Origin of the sequence: Nonomuraea sp. NPDC049480 (assembly GCF_044465905.1) — a bacterium.
Taxonomy (GTDB): Bacteria; Actinomycetota; Actinomycetes; order Streptosporangiales; family Streptosporangiaceae; genus Nonomuraea.
In genome coordinates, this window is sequence record NZ_JBITMD010000010.1 from 330,813 (window position 1) to 345,395 (window position 14,583).

Annotated in this window: 14 protein-coding genes; 7 read left to right on the plus strand and 7 right to left on the minus strand. The window is 69.8% G+C overall.

Going from position 1 to position 14,583, the window contains the following annotated elements:
* Positions 1–9: 9 nt before the first annotated feature.
* Positions 10–1,038 (minus strand): LacI family DNA-binding transcriptional regulator, encoded by a 1,029-nt coding sequence (locus ACIBX3_RS29145; RefSeq protein WP_397122399.1) that lies wholly within the window; start codon positions 1,036–1,038, stop codon positions 10–12.
* 175 nt (positions 1,039–1,213) lie between these two features.
* Here ACIBX3_RS29145 and ACIBX3_RS29150 point away from each other — a divergent pair, with 175 nt between their 5' ends.
* On the plus strand, positions 1,214–2,710 hold the full coding sequence (locus ACIBX3_RS29150) for a serine/threonine-protein kinase (RefSeq protein WP_397122401.1): 1,497 nt from the start codon (positions 1,214–1,216) through the stop codon (positions 2,708–2,710).
* A 32-nt stretch (positions 2,711–2,742) separates the two neighbouring features.
* Positions 2,743–4,185, plus strand: coding sequence for a serine/threonine-protein kinase (locus ACIBX3_RS29155; protein WP_397122403.1), 1,443 nt, complete (start codon positions 2,743–2,745; stop codon positions 4,183–4,185).
* 28 nt (positions 4,186–4,213) lie between these two features.
* Here the strand turns inward: ACIBX3_RS29155 and ACIBX3_RS29160 are convergent, their stop codons facing one another.
* From ACIBX3_RS29160 to ACIBX3_RS29170, 3 genes are read right to left on the minus strand one after another with little or no spacing between them, the layout of a single operon-like run.
* Positions 4,214–4,858 (minus strand): response regulator, encoded by a 645-nt coding sequence (locus ACIBX3_RS29160; RefSeq protein ID WP_397122405.1) that lies wholly within the window; start codon positions 4,856–4,858, stop codon positions 4,214–4,216.
* On the minus strand, positions 4,849–5,940 hold the full coding sequence (locus ACIBX3_RS29165) for a sensor histidine kinase (protein ID WP_397122407.1): 1,092 nt from the start codon (positions 5,938–5,940) through the stop codon (positions 4,849–4,851). The genes ACIBX3_RS29160 and ACIBX3_RS29165 overlap by 10 nt, the downstream gene beginning before the upstream one ends.
* On the minus strand, positions 5,924–6,541 hold the full coding sequence (locus ACIBX3_RS29170) for a DedA family protein (protein ID WP_397122409.1): 618 nt from the start codon (positions 6,539–6,541) through the stop codon (positions 5,924–5,926). The genes ACIBX3_RS29165 and ACIBX3_RS29170 overlap by 17 nt, the downstream gene beginning before the upstream one ends.
* 198 nt (positions 6,542–6,739) lie before the next feature.
* Here ACIBX3_RS29170 and ACIBX3_RS29175 point away from each other — a divergent pair, with 198 nt between their 5' ends.
* Positions 6,740–8,569: an ABC transporter ATP-binding protein gene (locus ACIBX3_RS29175; protein WP_397122411.1), complete on the plus strand. Its 1,830-nt coding sequence runs from the start codon at positions 6,740–6,742 to the stop codon at positions 8,567–8,569.
* A 10-nt stretch (positions 8,570–8,579) separates the two neighbouring features.
* Here ACIBX3_RS29175 and ACIBX3_RS29180 read toward each other — a convergent pair whose 3' ends face one another.
* Positions 8,580–9,230, minus strand: coding sequence for a VOC family protein (locus ACIBX3_RS29180; protein WP_397122413.1), 651 nt, complete (start codon positions 9,228–9,230; stop codon positions 8,580–8,582).
* Between the two features lie 358 nt (positions 9,231–9,588).
* Positions 9,589–10,008, minus strand: coding sequence for a hypothetical protein (locus ACIBX3_RS29185; protein ID WP_397122415.1), 420 nt, complete (start codon positions 10,006–10,008; stop codon positions 9,589–9,591).
* A gap of 179 nt (positions 10,009–10,187) precedes the next feature.
* On the opposite strand from ACIBX3_RS29185, the gene ACIBX3_RS29190 reads away from it, so the two are divergent.
* Positions 10,188–10,796 (plus strand): dihydrofolate reductase family protein, encoded by a 609-nt coding sequence (locus tag ACIBX3_RS29190; protein ID WP_397122417.1) that lies wholly within the window; start codon positions 10,188–10,190, stop codon positions 10,794–10,796.
* Positions 10,797–10,850: 54 nt separating this feature from the next.
* On the opposite strand, the gene ACIBX3_RS29195 is transcribed toward ACIBX3_RS29190, so the two are convergent.
* Positions 10,851–11,276 carry a DUF6326 family protein gene (locus ACIBX3_RS29195; RefSeq protein ID WP_397122419.1) on the minus strand — a complete coding sequence of 142 codons (426 nt, stop codon included), beginning with the start codon at positions 11,274–11,276 and terminating at the stop codon, positions 10,851–10,853.
* Positions 11,277–11,470: 194 nt separating this feature from the next.
* Between ACIBX3_RS29195 and ACIBX3_RS29200 the strand changes: the two genes are divergently transcribed.
* The 3 genes from ACIBX3_RS29200 (at position 11,471) to ACIBX3_RS29210 (ending at position 14,546) form a co-directional block, all read left to right on the plus strand.
* Positions 11,471–12,706: a sensor histidine kinase gene (locus ACIBX3_RS29200; protein WP_397122421.1), complete on the plus strand. Its 1,236-nt coding sequence runs from the start codon at positions 11,471–11,473 to the stop codon at positions 12,704–12,706.
* Positions 12,703–13,365, plus strand: a complete 663-nt coding sequence (locus ACIBX3_RS29205) for a response regulator (protein WP_397122423.1) — start codon at positions 12,703–12,705, stop codon at positions 13,363–13,365. The genes ACIBX3_RS29200 and ACIBX3_RS29205 overlap by 4 nt, the downstream gene beginning before the upstream one ends.
* Before the next feature lie 167 nt (positions 13,366–13,532).
* On the plus strand, positions 13,533–14,546 hold the full coding sequence (locus ACIBX3_RS29210) for a hypothetical protein (protein WP_397122425.1): 1,014 nt from the start codon (positions 13,533–13,535) through the stop codon (positions 14,544–14,546).
* Positions 14,547–14,583: the final 37 nt, after the last annotated feature.

The following is a 14,583-nucleotide window of genomic DNA, read 5'->3' on the forward strand; positions in this document are numbered from 1 at the left end:
GCCACCGCGTCACGCGGGCGGTGGAGGCGCGGTGCTCTGCCGTACGACCAGCGAGGTCGGCACGATGTGGGTGCGCAGCGCACCGGTGTGGTGGCGGATCTCGTCCAGCAGGCTGTCCACGCAGAGCCGCCCGATCTCGTCGAAGTTCTGGCGGACGGTGGTCAGCGGCGGCCAGAACGAGTCCGAGTCCTCCATGTCGTCGAAGCCGACCACGCTCACGTCGCCCGGGATGGACCGTCCGGCCTCGTGCAGGGCCCGCATCGCCCCGAGCGCCATCTGATCGTTGGCGGCGAAGATCGCCGTGACCGAAGGGTCCGCTGCGAGGGCCTTCCCGTGCCGGTAACCGGACCGGGTGGTCCAGTCGCCGCCGAGCATGGGCGGGACGCGGACACCCGCCGCACGCAGGCTCTCCTTCCACGCCTTCGCCCGCGCGGCGGCCGCGTACGACCGCATCGGACCGGCGATGTGCCAGACGTCGCGATGCCCCAGCGACAGCAGGTGCTCGGTGGCCAGCCGCGCGCCGCCCGCCTGATCGCTGTCCACCACGCAGAATTCCGACGCCCCGCCCGAGTCGGCCACCACGATCGGGATGCCGGGCGGGAGGGACAGCTGCTCGCCGCCGAGCAGCTGCGCTTCCACGATCACGATGACGCCGTCGACGGCCTGCATCTTCAACCTGGACACGGCGCTGTGCACCTCGTCCTGGCTGGTCGACGGGGCGGTCAGCAGCGTCACCGCGTAGCCCTGGCGTTCGGCCGCGGCGACGGTCGCCCCGACGGTGCGGGCGTTGCCGTACGTCGCCATCGTGAACGTGATGACGCCGATCGTGCCGAACCGGCCGGTGGCCAGGGCACGTGCCGCGGTGTTGGGCTGGTAGCCCACCTGCGCCATGGCGTCGAGCACCTTCTTGCGGGTGGACTCGCGTACCTTGGCCTGGGCGTTGGCCACGCGGGAGACGGTGATCGGGGCGACGCCCGCGACGCGTGCCACGTCGATCAGCGACGGCCGCTTGCGCGGCCCCAGCGACTTCTCACTCAACGCCGGCTCCCGACGGCCACGGTGGAACCAGACACACCGATGCTACGCCCGCCCTCATCAATATGTTGATCCGTACGCCCGATCTTTGAGGGCCTGGTTTTACCGGACTCGCTCACTAAGTCTGACATTTCTCGCTATGGTGCCGAAGATCCCTAACATTCGTCACAGGAGCCCCATGTCGCACGTCGAGCCTCTCCGGGAAGGCGACCCCACTGCCGTGGGCCCCTACCGGCTGCTCGGGCGGCTGGGTGCGGGCGGCCAGGGGGTCGTCTACCTGAGCCAGGGGCCAGACGGCCGGCCGGTCGCGGTCAAAGTGCTGCGCGACGGACTCGCCGACGAGCGTTTCGCCAAGGAGATCGAGGCGGCGCGCCGGGTGGAGCCGTTCTGCATCGCTCAGGTGCTCGACGCCTCGCTGGGCGGCCGGCCGTACATCGTGACCGAGTACGTCGAGGGGCCCTCGCTCCAGCAGGCGGGCCGCCACGTCGGCGCCGACCTGCAGCGGCTCGCGGTGGCGACCGCGACCGCGCTGGCGGCCATTCATCAGGCGGGCATCGTCCATCGCGACTTCAAGCCCGCCAACGTGCTGCTCGGACAGGGCGGGCCACGGGTGATCGACTTCGGCATCGCCCGGTCTGTCGAATCGGGGATGACGGCCACCAGCAGCATCGTGGGGACGCCCGCGTACATGGCGCCGGAGCAGCTCGCCGGCGAGCGGATCGGGCCGGCCGTCGACGTGTTCGCGTGGGCGTCGGTGATCGTGTTCGCCGCCACCGGGGTGCCACCGTTCGGTGAGGACTCACTGCCCGCGATCATCAATCGGATCCTGCACAACGAGCCGCAGCTCGGCGAGCTGCCGCAACCGCTGCGCGCGATCGTCCTGGGGTGCCTGGCCAAGGACCCGGCGCGGCGGCCGACCATGCAGGACGTGTTGCTGCAGCTCATCGGTGGACAGGCCCCCGTGCGTCCGGTCGGTCCCGGCAGCCGCGGTCCGTCCACGGTTCCCGGGCGGCGACGGCGGCGCGGGAACGGGACGGCGGTCATCGTGGGCCTCTCCGGTGTGGGGGCGCTGGCGGTCGCGGGCGCCGTCGCCTGGGGGGCCACGAGCGTTCTGGGGGTCTGGGAATCGCAGCCGAGTACGCAGCCGCTGGCGTTCACCTCTTCCGGTACGCCGACTGCGACCCCGGCGAAGACACGCCAGCGCCCGAAAAGGACCAAGGCCTCGTCACCGTCCAAACCGGCGACCACGACGAAGCCCACGACGAAGCCGACCACGACGAAACCGACCGCGAAACCGACCGTGAAGCCGACGCAGTCCGCTCCCAAGCCGGCGACCTCATCGGCGAAACCCGCGTCAGGCAGCGGTTCCGTCCGCATCGTGTGGGTGCGGATCATCGGTCCCCGGCACGAAAGCAGGCCGGAGTGCGAGGTGGTGAATCACGGCAACATCTCCGCCCTGGTCGAGTCGACCAAGCGGGGCACCGATTTCCGCTACCAATGGGTCCTGGACGGGAAGGTGGTGCAGGGTTATGAGGCCGACACCGGCGACTCCTTCACTCACCAGGTCATCGGCCCGCTCGTGCAGACCGAGGGCCCTCATAAGGTGACTCTCCGCCTCACTTCGCCCACAGCGGGGTCGAAGTCGCTCTCGTTCACCGTCTGCGGGTCGGAATGACGGATCCGCTCCTACCTGAAGATCCTCCAGCCGTGGGGCCCTACCGGCTGCTCGGGCGGCTGGGCGCGGGCGGCCAAGGGGTCGTCTACCTGGGCCAGGGGCCCGACGGGCGGCCGGTCGCGGTGAAGGTCTTGGCGGATGGCCTGGCCGGTGACCATCGCTTCGCCAAGGAGATCGACGCGGCGCGCCGGGTGGAGCCGTTCTGCATCGCTCAGGTGCTCGACGCCTCGCTGGGCGGCCGGCCGTACATCGTGACGGAGTACGTCGAGGGGCCCTCGCTCCAGCAGGCGGGCCGCCACGTCGGCGCCGACCTGCAGCGGCTCGCGGTGGCGACCGCGACCGCGCTCGCGGCGATCCACCGGGCCGGGGTGGTGCATCGCGACTTCAAGCCCGCCAACGTGCTGCTCGGGAGGGATGGGCCGCGGGTCATCGACTTCGGCATCGCCCGCGCGTCCGGCCATTCGCTGACCGTGACGAGCAGCATCGTCGGCACCCCCGCCTACATGGCGCCCGAGCAGCTTGCGGGCGCCCCGCTCGGTCCCGCGGTGGACGTCTTCGCGTGGGCATCGGTGATCGTGTTCGCCGCGACGGGAAGTCCGCCGTTCGGCAACGACTCGCTGCCCGCGGTGATCCGCCGCATCCTCCACGACGCGCCGTACCTGGGCGACCTGCCGGGTCCGCTGCGCCCGATCGTGCTGTCCTGCCTGGCCAAGGACCCCGCCGTCCGGCCTGCCATGCAGGACGTCCTGCTCCGGCTCATCGGCGCCCCGCTCGCCGGCCCGGCAGGCGGTCCAGGCGGTTCAAGCGGTCCAGGCGGTCCGACGGTCCCCGCCGCGAGTCGCCCCCGCTGGAAGGCGATGCTGGTGGGCGCCGGGGCACTGGCGGTTTCCGGGGCCCTCGTGGCCGGGGCGATCATGTGGATGCCCGCCCCGGCGACGACTGACACGCCCACCCCGTCGGCGGCCGCGGAACAGGGCCCCACCACGACGCCCGGTACGCCCACCAAGAGACCGGGTGCCGGCAAGACACCCAGGACGCCGGCCAAGAAGACCCGCCCCACCAGGACCGTCGCCTCGACCCCCACCGCCTCCCGCAAGCCGGCGACGCCCGGACCCGCGAGCTCCCCGGCGAAACCCAGGACCACGACCACGACCGCGGCGGCTGCGGGGACCGTACGCCTGGTGTCGTTGACACTGCAGGGGCAGCAGACGGAAAAGGGCTGCTGGTCGTCCAGTCTCTTCCCCGAGGCCGTGATCAAGGGCCCGTCCGGCAGGCTGGTGGAGTACACCTACCGCTGGGTCGTGGACGGCCAGGACGAAGGGCGGAAGACGGGCTGGGTGAAAGGCACGACCCAGGACCGGCGCAACCCCTTCGGCGCCTTCGAGGCGGGCCGGCACACGATCGTCTACCACCTGCTGACACCTTCGAAGGCCACCAGGAGCGTGTCGTTCACGGCGTGCGAGCCGTTCTCCTAGCCGGTCCTGTCGAAAGCGAATGACGAGCTCAAGAGCCGAGGTAACGCAGCACCGCCAGGACCCGGCGGCTGTAACCCGTGGTGTGCGACAGGTTCAGCTTGTCGAACAGAGCGTTGACGTGCTTTTCCACCGCGCTCTGTGACACGTGCAGGGACTGCGCGATCGAGGCGTTGGTCATGCCCTGCGCCATCAGCTCCAGCACTTCCCGCTCCCGCCCGGTCAGCCGGGCGAGGGGATCGGCGTGGGTGGTGCGCGCGAGCAGCTGCCGCACCACCTCAGGGTCGAAGGCGGCGCCCCCGGCTCCCACCCGCTCCAGCGCGTCCAGGAAGTCGCCCACCTGGGCCACCCGGTCCTTGAGCAGGTAGCCAACGCCCTCGACGTCGGCGCTCATCAGCTCGGTGGCGTACTTCTTCTCCACGTACTGCGAGAGCACCAGGACCTTGACCCGCGGCCAGCGTCGCCTGATCTCCAGGGCGGCACGCAGTCCCTCGTCCGTGTGCGTGGGCGGCATGCGTACATCGACCACCACCACGTCGGGTTCCCGGGCGGCGACCGCCTCGATCAGCGCGACGCCGTCGCCCACCGCGGCGAGCACCTCGTGGCCCTCCTCGGCCAGCAGCCGCACCAGGCCCTCGCGCAGCAGGGTGGAGTCCTCGGCCAGGATCACCCGCATGGCAGCTCCGCCACGATCGTGGTCGGCCCGCCGTACGGGCTCGTCACGGTGAAGCGGCCGTCCAGCGCGGCCACCCGGCGCGCCAGCCCGGAGAGCCCGGTGCTCGCCGCGTCGGCCCCGCCCACACCATCGTCCTCAACGCGCACGATGACCATTGTGTCGTGTTCGCCGACCTCGACGGTGATCAGAGTGGCCTGGGAGTGTTTGTCGGCGTTGGTCACCGCCTCGCTGACCACGAAGTACGCCGCCGTCTCCACCGCCGCCACCGGCCGTGCCGACAGCTCGCAGGTGACCTTGACCGGGATCCCCGCGCGCTCGGCCACGCCGGCCAGCGCGTCGGCCAGCCCGAGGGAGTCCAGCGCCGACGGGTAGACCCGCCAGGCCACCTCGCGCAGCTCGGCCAGCGCCTGCTGGGCCTGCTCGTGCACCTGCTCCAGCAGCTCCGTACGCCCCCGGCGGGCACGCCCGGCCAGCATCGACAGCGCCACCAGCCGCTGCTGCAGACCGTCGTGCAGGTCCCGCTCGATCCTGCGGCGCTCGGAGTCGACCGCCGCCAGCACCCCCGCGCGGCTCTCGGTCAGCTCCGTGATCCGGCGCCGGAGCGCCTCGGTGGGATCGGGGGCGAGCATCCGTACGGCGAGCCACCGCTCCACCGCGTCCACCCCCACCAGACCCGACAGATCAAGAAAGAGGAGGACGGTGCCGGCCAGGGAGAAATAGGCCACCAACGGCAGGCTGGGCAGCATGCCGTCCACCGGCAGGCCCCTGCCCCATGACCACGTCAGGACGACGGCCACGCCCGCGCCGTACCCGAGCAGGATGACCACCAGGCCGCCGAGCACCCCCACCGGGGCCCTGGCCGCCAGATAGCGCAACTCGCCTCCGTCGGGCCGCCCCTGAAGGACGAGGTCGAGACCCAGCCGGCGAATTTCGAGCACGGCCAGCCGCCGGGCCGCCGCCTGTACCCCCGACCGGCCCGCGAACGGCAGCGCCACCAGGACGAAGGCCAGGTCGAGCAGGGCAGTGACGGTCCCCAGGACCACCGCCCCCAGCAGCCGCAGGCCCCTAGCCGCGAGCCGCATGCCGTCCCTTGTACCGCTCGCTCAGCCTGAGACCCACGAAGACGAGTACGGCCAGCAGCACCGTAGCGATCACCGCATTGGTGCCCACACCGACGTAGGTCTCCACCAGCGACCAGTTCTCGCCCAGGAAGTAGCCGGCCAGCACGAAGATCGTGTTCCAGACGAGGCTGCCGGCCGTGGTGAGCAGCGTGAAGCCGCCCAGCGGCATGCGCTCCATCCCGGCCGGGATCGAGATCAGGCTGCGGAAGATCGGGATCATCCTGCCGAAGAACACCGTCTTGCGGCCGTGCTTCAGGAACCACGCCTCGGTCTTGTCGATGTCGGAGACCTTCAGCAGCGGGATCCGGGCGGCCAGGGCCAGCGTGCGCTCGCGGCCGAGCAGCGCGCCCACCCAGTACAGCGCCAGCGCGCCGATCACCGAGCCCGCCGTGGTCCACAGCAGCACGCTCGGCAGGTCCAGCTCGCCCTGGGAGGAGGTGAAGCCCGCCAGCGGGAGGATCACCTCGCTGGGGAGAGGGGGGAAGAGGTTCTCCAGCGCGATCGCGAGCCCGGCCCCCGGCGCGCCGAAGCTTTCCATCAGTGCAACCAGCCAATCTGTCATGCCAGTGAGGCTATGAATGATCAGGATAGGACCACCATGAGGCCCGCGGCCGTTTCGAGGTGTGGGAAACCACACCCTCGCTGTCTCGCCGGGCCCGCGCCTCAACTGCCGTAGCCGGGGTGGCCGGAAAATCGTTCGCTCCCGCGTACACACTGCGGGCAACATGGCCAAGGCGGCGTCGGCATTCGGGAGGGCGATATGGCTTTGCTCGAATCGCTTGAGGACTCACGAAGCGGTCCATCTGCACGAAAGTCGGCGATCCTGCTGGCACTGCGCCTCTACTGCGGTGAGCTGCGGCGCCAGTGGCGGGTCGCGGTGCCCGCGCTGACGCTACCGGCCATGGGGAACATCTGCCTGTTCTACCTGGCACCGCTGGCGGTGGCCGGGCTTGTCGGGCATCTGGCCGGCGGCGGGGACGGCTCCGTCGCCGCGCTCCTGCCTTATGTGCTCGGCTTCGGCGCGTTGCTGCTGGCGGGCGAGGCGCTGTGGCGGGTGGGAATGCACTTCCTCAACCGTACGGACGCCAGGGGCATCGAGCGGCTCGGCGTGGTGGGCATGGACGAGTTGCTGACCAAGGACGCCGCGTTCTTCCATGACAACTTCGCCGGTTCGCTGACCAAACGGGTGCTGGGATTCTCCTCCAGGTTCGAGGACTTCGCCGACACGCTCACGTTCTCGATCATGGCCAAGGTGGTGCCGCTGGCCTTCGCCTCGGTGGTGCTGTGGCGGTATCACCCGCTGCTGGTCCTCGTTCTCGTGGGCCTGATCATGGTCACCGGTTTTCTCGTAACCCCGCTGATTCGCCGTCGCCAGGCGCTGGTCGACGAACGTGAGGCCGCCAAGGTGCTGGTGTCGGGCCACGTCGCCGATGTGCTGGCCAACATGGAGACGGTCCGCGCGTTCGCCGCCGAGGACCGCGAAGCCGCCGAACATCGGGTCAGGGTCGCCGAGCAGCACAGGCTGTCGCTCCGGTCCTGGGATTACGGCAATCTCCGGGTGGACACCGTCGTCGCGCCGCTGGCGGTCCTCACCAGCTCCGTCGGCCTGCTCCTCGCCGTGGCGCTCCGAGGCGGTCTAGGCGTCGAGGCCATCGTGGTGACGTTCACCTATTACACGAACACGATCAACATCATGTTCGAGTTCAACCAGATCTACCGGCGCATCGAGAGCGTGCTCACCGAAGCCGCCCAGTTCACCGAACTGCTCCTGGTGCCGCCGACCGTGGTGGATCCGCCCGACCCGCAGCCGCTGCGCCCGGCCGACGCGAGCGTGCGCTTCGAGCGGGTGAGGTTCGCGCACGCCGGCGGCCCACCCCTCTTCGAGGGCCTGGATCTGGACATTCCCAGCGGGACCAAGATCGGGCTGGTCGGTCAGTCCGGCGGCGGCAAGAGCACCCTCACCCGGCTGTTGCTGCGCCTCATGGACATCGACGAAGGCCGGATCCTGATAGGCGGCCAGGACATCACCCGACTGCGCCAAGCCGACCTACGCAGCCTGATCGCCTATGTCCCCCAGGAACCCGCCATGTTCCACCGGTCATTGCGCGACAACATCGCGTTCGCCCGGCCGGGCGCCACCGAAGCCGAGATCCTCCGGGCCGCGAGGGCAGCGCATGTCATGGAATTCGCCGACTCTCTGCCGAACGGATTCGACACCTTGGTCGGCGAGCGTGGCATCAAGCTCTCCGGCGGGCAGCGGCAACGCCTCGCCCTCGCCCGCGCCATCCTGCGCGACTCCCCGATCCTGCTGCTGGACGAGGCGACCAGTGCCCTGGACTCCGAAAGCGAACTCCTCGTCCAGGAAGCCTTGTGGCATCTGATGCAGGACCGCACCGCGCTCGTGGTCGCCCACCGCCTGAGCACCGTCGTCCGCATGGACCGGCTTGTTGTGCTCAACCGGGGACATGTCGTGGAGCAGGGCACCCACAGCGAGCTGCTCCAGGCGCAAGGTGCCTACGCCCGGCTCTGGCACCACCAATCCGGTGGCTTCCTGGTCGATGACGACGCCCCGGACGCGCTCCACCGTTGACCGGCCGGTCTCAGTCGCGGCCCATCCAGGTGGCCACATCGACCTCGTTGCCCTCGGCGTCGGCCAACGTCCACCACGCCGGCGCGTTCTCGTCGGAGAGCAGATGCCCGCCCGCGGCGAGCGCCGCAGCGATACGAGCCTCGGCCTGGTCGTGCGGCACCGAGACGTCGATGTGGATCCGGTTGCGCTGCGGGCGCGGCGCGTCCATCTCCTGAAACCAGATCGAAGGCCCCCGCCTGTACGGGTCGACCAGGTCCTCGTCGCCCAGCTCCCGATAGCCCAGCACGGCCCGCCAGAAGGGCATCACCTTGGGGCTGACGAGCGAGTCGATCGCGACCTGGACGGTCTGAACGGCGGCCGGGTCGGCAGGCGCGTCCAGCTCGCGCGCCGCCGCCGAGATCCCCCGGGCCATCTCGACGTCGCGCCGGCTCAGCCCGCCGCCCTGATACGTCATCAGGCGCACCGTCACACCCTCGTGCCGCAGGTCGACATCGGGATGACGGCCGCCGACGCCCGCCAGGTCGCTGATCGCGTTCACGAGCGCGACACCGGCCATGAACGATCCGGTGCGGAAGTACGCACACGCCCCACCGAACAGCACCCGCCAATCGTCGACGCCGACGCTCGCGTGGAACTGCCTCGGTGTGATCTCCTCGACCATGCACACAACGTAACACCGAGGTCGCCCAGGGTTCCTTGCCGGACCGGCCGCCTGACCTCGTGTCGCGCCCTCCACAAGCTCTCTCGCACGGAGGCGCGCCGCATCGCCGTGCCGGCGCGGCTCCTGAACAGGGATCGGGCCGGCCGAAGGCCGCGTGCTGTACCGTGCCCGGGAGCCGGGCGCAGAGGCAAGGTCTAAAGAAGGTGCCGGCGGCGGACGGCCGCTTCCCTCCGGACTTCAGTGAGGAATGCCTCGGTGTGGCGTTCCTCCCCCCGGCCGCCGCATGGATCGTGGCCGGAGAGGGCGTCCTGCGCGTGTGCATGGTGTGGGTACTGCAGCCAGCAGCCGTGGATCCCGGTTATGAGGTTGTTGCGATGGCGGCTGCTGCCGGGTCGACCTGCGAGATCAGCGCCTCGCAGCCGAAGGGAGTTCTGGGTGGTGAAGGCCCTCCTCGGTCCCATAGCCGTGCACGCTGGACCGATGGCGTCCGGAGGGACGTGCCACGCGGGCCGGGGGCTTTGTCCACCGGCACCAGGGCACGAAGACGATCGGCGCATACCCGGCATTTCGCCGTGCATTGTTCCTGGGGATTCCTCAGGATCGCCAAGCCGATCAGAGACGCTTGCGACAGCTCGGTCAGGCAGGTCGCCAGACGCAGGATGTCTGGGAGGAAGGCGGCGGTGGGGAGGTCGGCCACGGTGGTGGCGACGTCGCCGATGCCGGTGCTCCAGTATGCGGTGAGCGCGTTGCGGGTGTGGTCGACGGCATACCGGGTCACGGCAGCTCCTTGAAGGGGAAGCGCGCATGCATGCCCAGGATGCATGATCCACTGTGGATCCGGAGGGCGTCGCCCGTCCCAAAGGGAGACCTTAAGCGATCCGTAAGCAGGTCCCGCGAGGCTGAAGGCACATCAGAACGGCGGGGCCGGACGGCCCCGCCCCTTCCTGGAGGATCATCATGAGGACGATCGCCGCAAGCCTGTTCATCTCCCTCGACGGGGTCGTCGAGGAGCCGGCGGAGTGGCATTTCCCGTACTTCAACGACGAGATGGGTGCCGCCGTGGGGGCGCAGATGACCGACACCCTGCTCCTGGGGCGCAAGACCTATGACAGCTTCGCCGGAGCGTGGCCGGAGCGGGAGGCCGAGGGCGGCGAAGACGCCGGCTTCGCGAAGACGCTCGGTGACGCACGGAAGATCGTCGTGTCGCGGCAGCCCCTGGAGTTCGCCTGGCGCAACTCCGAGTTGCTCCAGGGCGACCTGGTCGAGGCCGTGACCGCGTTGAAGAAGGAGCAGGGCGGCCGCATCGCCGTGAGCGGCTCGATCTCGGTGGTCCGCCAGCTGCTGGCCGCGGGAGTGCTGGACGAACTGCACCTGCTGGTGCACCCGATCGCCGTCCGCAAGGGCGAGCGCCTGTTCGACGAGGGGGACAACCCCGTCCCTCTGGAGCTGATCAAGTCGGAGACGTTCACGACGGGTGTGCTGTACCTGGTATACCGGCCTGCCGGGGCGACCGGCGACGCCTCCTACGCCGACGCCAAGGCCCACCTGTCCCAGGACGAGCAGTAGAAGGAGTTCCGGGGCTGCCCGAACAGGCCGCGGAGAAGGCCGGTGCCGGCCGCACTACGTCGTACGCCCATCTTCAGGGCTAGGCCATTTCCACGCATATCGGATGATCAGTAACATGCACACGACCTCAGCGGTCGCAAAGAATGCATAGTGGAGATTGGCCGTCCCGCCGCCTATCGTAAACACAATGGTTATGACGCATGCGACGATGTTCGCCAAACGATTCATCCTGTACTTCAATACTCGGGACAGGAAGATCATGGCGATGGGGATCTCCAGCAGTGCTGCGAACACCAGCAGGATTCCTGGGGTGATCTGAAGCGAGTCCGCATATCCCGTTGCGATTTCCTGCAGAGTGCCGGGTGTAATAAAGTTTAGAATATCCGCAAAGAGCATGTTGAACAGTACGACGATCCAGAGCGTTGACATTCTCAGTTTCGTGTCGATCTCCGCGCGCGACGCCTGGGTATTTGTGCTCATTTCTTCCTCCAGCCGGGTCGACCGTCTCTTGTGTCGCGACCGTCCGCGCGGCTGCGGGCGTCGTGTGGATCAGCCTGCCGGAGCGCCCGGTCCGCCGCTTCGGTCGAAGGTGGGGATCGGCTGGACATAGGACTACGTTCAGGGTCCGACTTTGGTCGGATGCCGCCGGACCCGCCGACACGTATCGTTTGATCGTGACCATCCCGGCGGACCTGGAGAGTCGGGGCCTGCTGCCCGCCGGTCTGCTCAGCGGCGCCCGCCCCGATCGACCACGCCGGATCCGGCGCTCACGGCGCGATTGGGCAGTCGACGTCCTGTTCTTCTCGCTGGCCGTCTGTTTCACCGTGCTCGTCCTTCTCGACGGCATCGAGCAGCGTCGCCCCCCGGTGCTGCTCGCCGTGGATCTCACCATGGGCGCGCTGGGCTGTCTCGGGTTGTGGCTGCGTCGCCGTTGGCCGGTCGGCATCGCGGTGATCGTGGGGGTGTTCAGCGTCTGGTCGTTGGCCGCCTCCGGCGTGGCGCTGATCGCGCTGTTCACCGTCGCGGTGCACCGGCGCTTCGCGGTGGTCGCCCCGATCGTGGCCGGGCATTCGCTCGCCGCGTTTCTCTCACTGCTGGTCCGGCCGGACGAGTCGGTGACGCACTGGTCGCAAGCCGTGCTCGGCGTCGTCTGCGTGACGGCGATGCTCGCGTGGGGGATGTTCGTCCGGGCCCGGCGGCAGTCTCGACGCGAACGGGCTCGGAGGGCCGAGGCCGAGCATGAGCTCCTGATGGCTCGGGCCCGCCAGCTCGAACGCACCCGCATCGCCCGGGAGATGCACGACGTGCTTGCGCACCGCATCTCCCTGCTGAGCCTGCACGCCGGGGCTTTGGAGCTGCGCTCGGGCGGGCAGGCCGACGAGATCGCCCGCGCCGCAGGGGTGATCCGCGACACCGCCCATCAGGCGTTGGAGGACCTGCGCGAGGTGATCGGCGTGCTGCGGGCGGACCCTGCGGGTGACGACTGGGCCGACGATGCCCCGGAGCGGCCCCAGCCTACGCTGGCCGACCTGCCCCAGCTGGCCGATGAGTCACGGCGGGCCGGGATACGGGTCCGGTTGGACTGCCGGATGGCCGATCCGGCGACCGTGCCGGTGGCGATCGGACGCAACGCGTACCGGATCGTGCAGGAGGGACTCACCAATGCCCGCAAACATGCGCACGGTGCCGAGGTGTCGGTGACCGTGCACGGCATTCGGGGTGATGGTCTGACGGTCGAGATCCGCAACCCATGGCCGCTGGACGCCGCGGACACCAGGTCCATCCCAGGCGCCGGCAGCGGCATCATCGGGCTCGCCGAACGGGCCGGTCTCGCCGGGGGGCGGCTGGAACACGGCCGCACCCCCGCCGGTGACTTCCGGCTCTGGGCCTGGCTGCCGTGGCCGGCATGAGCGCGGCGATCCGGGTCCTCGTCGTGGACGACGACCCGCTCGTGCGGGCGGGTCTGGCGATGATCCTGGACACCGCACCCGATCTCACCCTGGTCGGCGAGGCCGCCGACGGAACCGAGGTGGTCGCGGCGGTCGACGCCTGCGCCCCGGACGTGGTCCTGATGGACATCCGCATGCCCAGGCTCGACGGCCTGGCGGCCACCGAACTCCTGCGCGCCCGGCCAGATCCGCCGGAGGTCATCGTGCTGACCACCTTCCACGCCGACGAGTACGTGCTGCGGGCGCTGCGCGCCGGGGCCGGCGGCTTCCTGCTCAAGGACACCCGGCCCACCGAGATCCTGCATGCGATATCCCGCGTCGCGGCCGGCGACCCGATCCTGTCACCGGCGGTCACCCGCCGGCTCATCGCCCACGTCGGCACCACCGGCGCGGACGCCCGGCAGCGCAACGCCCGGACCTTGCTGGCCAGGCTCAGCCAACGGGAACGGGAGGTCGCCGTGGCGGTGGGCCAGGGCAGGTCCAACGCACAGATCGGCGACGAGCTGTTCATGAGCGTGGCCACCGTCAAAGCGCACGTGTCGTCGATACTCGCCAAGCTGGCCCTCAACAACCGCACCCAGATCGCGCTGCTCGCCCACGACGCCGGACTGACCGGCTGACCGTCACCGAAACGGCGGCGACCTTCGTGTCCGCCGCCTGCTCGATCGACGCCTCGGGCGCCATATGTCTGTTTCGTGACGAGGTCATGCCGGGCTGGTGATCGTCTCTCTGGTTGGCGGGGCCCTCGGCCAGCAGGCTTGCACTCAGTCGATGTGAAGGATTCATCATGAGTGCTCTGCTTCAGCACCGGGAAATTCAGCGCCGGGAAATTCTCAAGGTCGCGTCCTCATGGCACGGGCCGCTCACCTACTGCGCGGCGGCGATGGCGGTGCTCGCTCTGGCCAGCGCACTGGGGCTCGTGGTCGACGGGCGAACGCTGATGGGTCAGGGAGTGTGGCTCAAGCCGTTCAAGTTCGCGGTCTCCTTCGGGCTGTACGCGATCACGCTGGCGTGGATGATCGGTCAGGTCGGGCGGTGGCGGCGGACGTTGTGGTGGCTGGGCACCGTGGCCGTGGCCGGGTTCGTCTGCCCCGAGATCGCGGCCATCACCTTCCAGGCGGCGCGCGGCGTGCCCAGCCACTTCAACTTCTCCACCGGGCTGGACGAGACAGTGTTCATGATCATGGGCGGGGCCGCGTACCTGGGCTGGCTGATGACGTTCGCGATGGGGATCTTCCTGGTGACGCAGCGCCGGGTGGACCGGGCCATGGCGTGGGCGATCCCGCTCGGGCTGGTCATCTCGCTCGCCGGCATGTCGGTCGGCTATCTGATGACCGCGCCCACCCCGGACCAGGCGCACGATCTGGCCGACGGCCTGAGCCTGGCCACGATCGGTGCGCACAGCGTCGGCGCGCCGGACGGCGGCGCGAGCATGCCGGTCACCGGGTGGGAGACCGGCGCGGGCGACCTGCGGGTGGCGCACTTCGTCGGCCTGCACGCGCTGCAGGTACTGCCGCTGCTCGCGATGGGACTGCGCCTGCTGTCTCGCCGTCTTCCCGTTCTCGCGAGCGCCGCGACCCGTACGGCCCTGGTGATCGTCGCGGCGTTCGGGTACGCCGGGCTCACCGGGCTGGTGCTGTGGCAGGCGCAGCGTGGACAGGCCCTCGTCAACCCCGACGCGCTGACCCTCCAAGCCGCGGCCGTCCTGGTCGGGCTGGTGTCGGCTGGCGCCGCCGTGATCCTGGCGGTTTCCGCCCGGCGGGCAACCGGCTCCCAGCCCCGGACGTCCGCCGGGTGGTGACCGCGGCGGGCCCGGTCCCCGTGGCCAGGTGGCGAGG

Coding starts and splice junctions, on each gene's coding strand:
- ACIBX3_RS29150 (WP_397122401.1), top strand. CDS start 1,214: ATGTCGCACGTCGAGCCTCTCCGGGAAGGCGACCCCACTGCCGTGGGC.
- ACIBX3_RS29160 (WP_397122405.1), bottom strand. CDS start 4,858: ATGCGGGTGATCCTGGCCGAGGACTCCACCCTGCTGCGCGAGGGCCTG.
- ACIBX3_RS29165 (WP_397122407.1), bottom strand. CDS start 5,940: ATGCGGCTCGCGGCTAGGGGCCTGCGGCTGCTGGGGGCGGTGGTCCTG.
- ACIBX3_RS29170 (WP_397122409.1), bottom strand. CDS start 6,541: ATGACAGATTGGCTGGTTGCACTGATGGAAAGCTTCGGCGCGCCGGGG.
- ACIBX3_RS29175 (WP_397122411.1), top strand. CDS start 6,740: ATGGCTTTGCTCGAATCGCTTGAGGACTCACGAAGCGGTCCATCTGCA.
- ACIBX3_RS29180 (WP_397122413.1), bottom strand. CDS start 9,230: ATGGTCGAGGAGATCACACCGAGGCAGTTCCACGCGAGCGTCGGCGTC.
- ACIBX3_RS29190 (WP_397122417.1), top strand. CDS start 10,188: ATGAGGACGATCGCCGCAAGCCTGTTCATCTCCCTCGACGGGGTCGTC.
- ACIBX3_RS29195 (WP_397122419.1), bottom strand. CDS start 11,276: ATGAGCACAAATACCCAGGCGTCGCGCGCGGAGATCGACACGAAACTG.
- ACIBX3_RS29205 (WP_397122423.1), top strand. CDS start 12,703: ATGAGCGCGGCGATCCGGGTCCTCGTCGTGGACGACGACCCGCTCGTG.
- ACIBX3_RS29210 (WP_397122425.1), top strand. CDS start 13,533: ATGAGTGCTCTGCTTCAGCACCGGGAAATTCAGCGCCGGGAAATTCTC.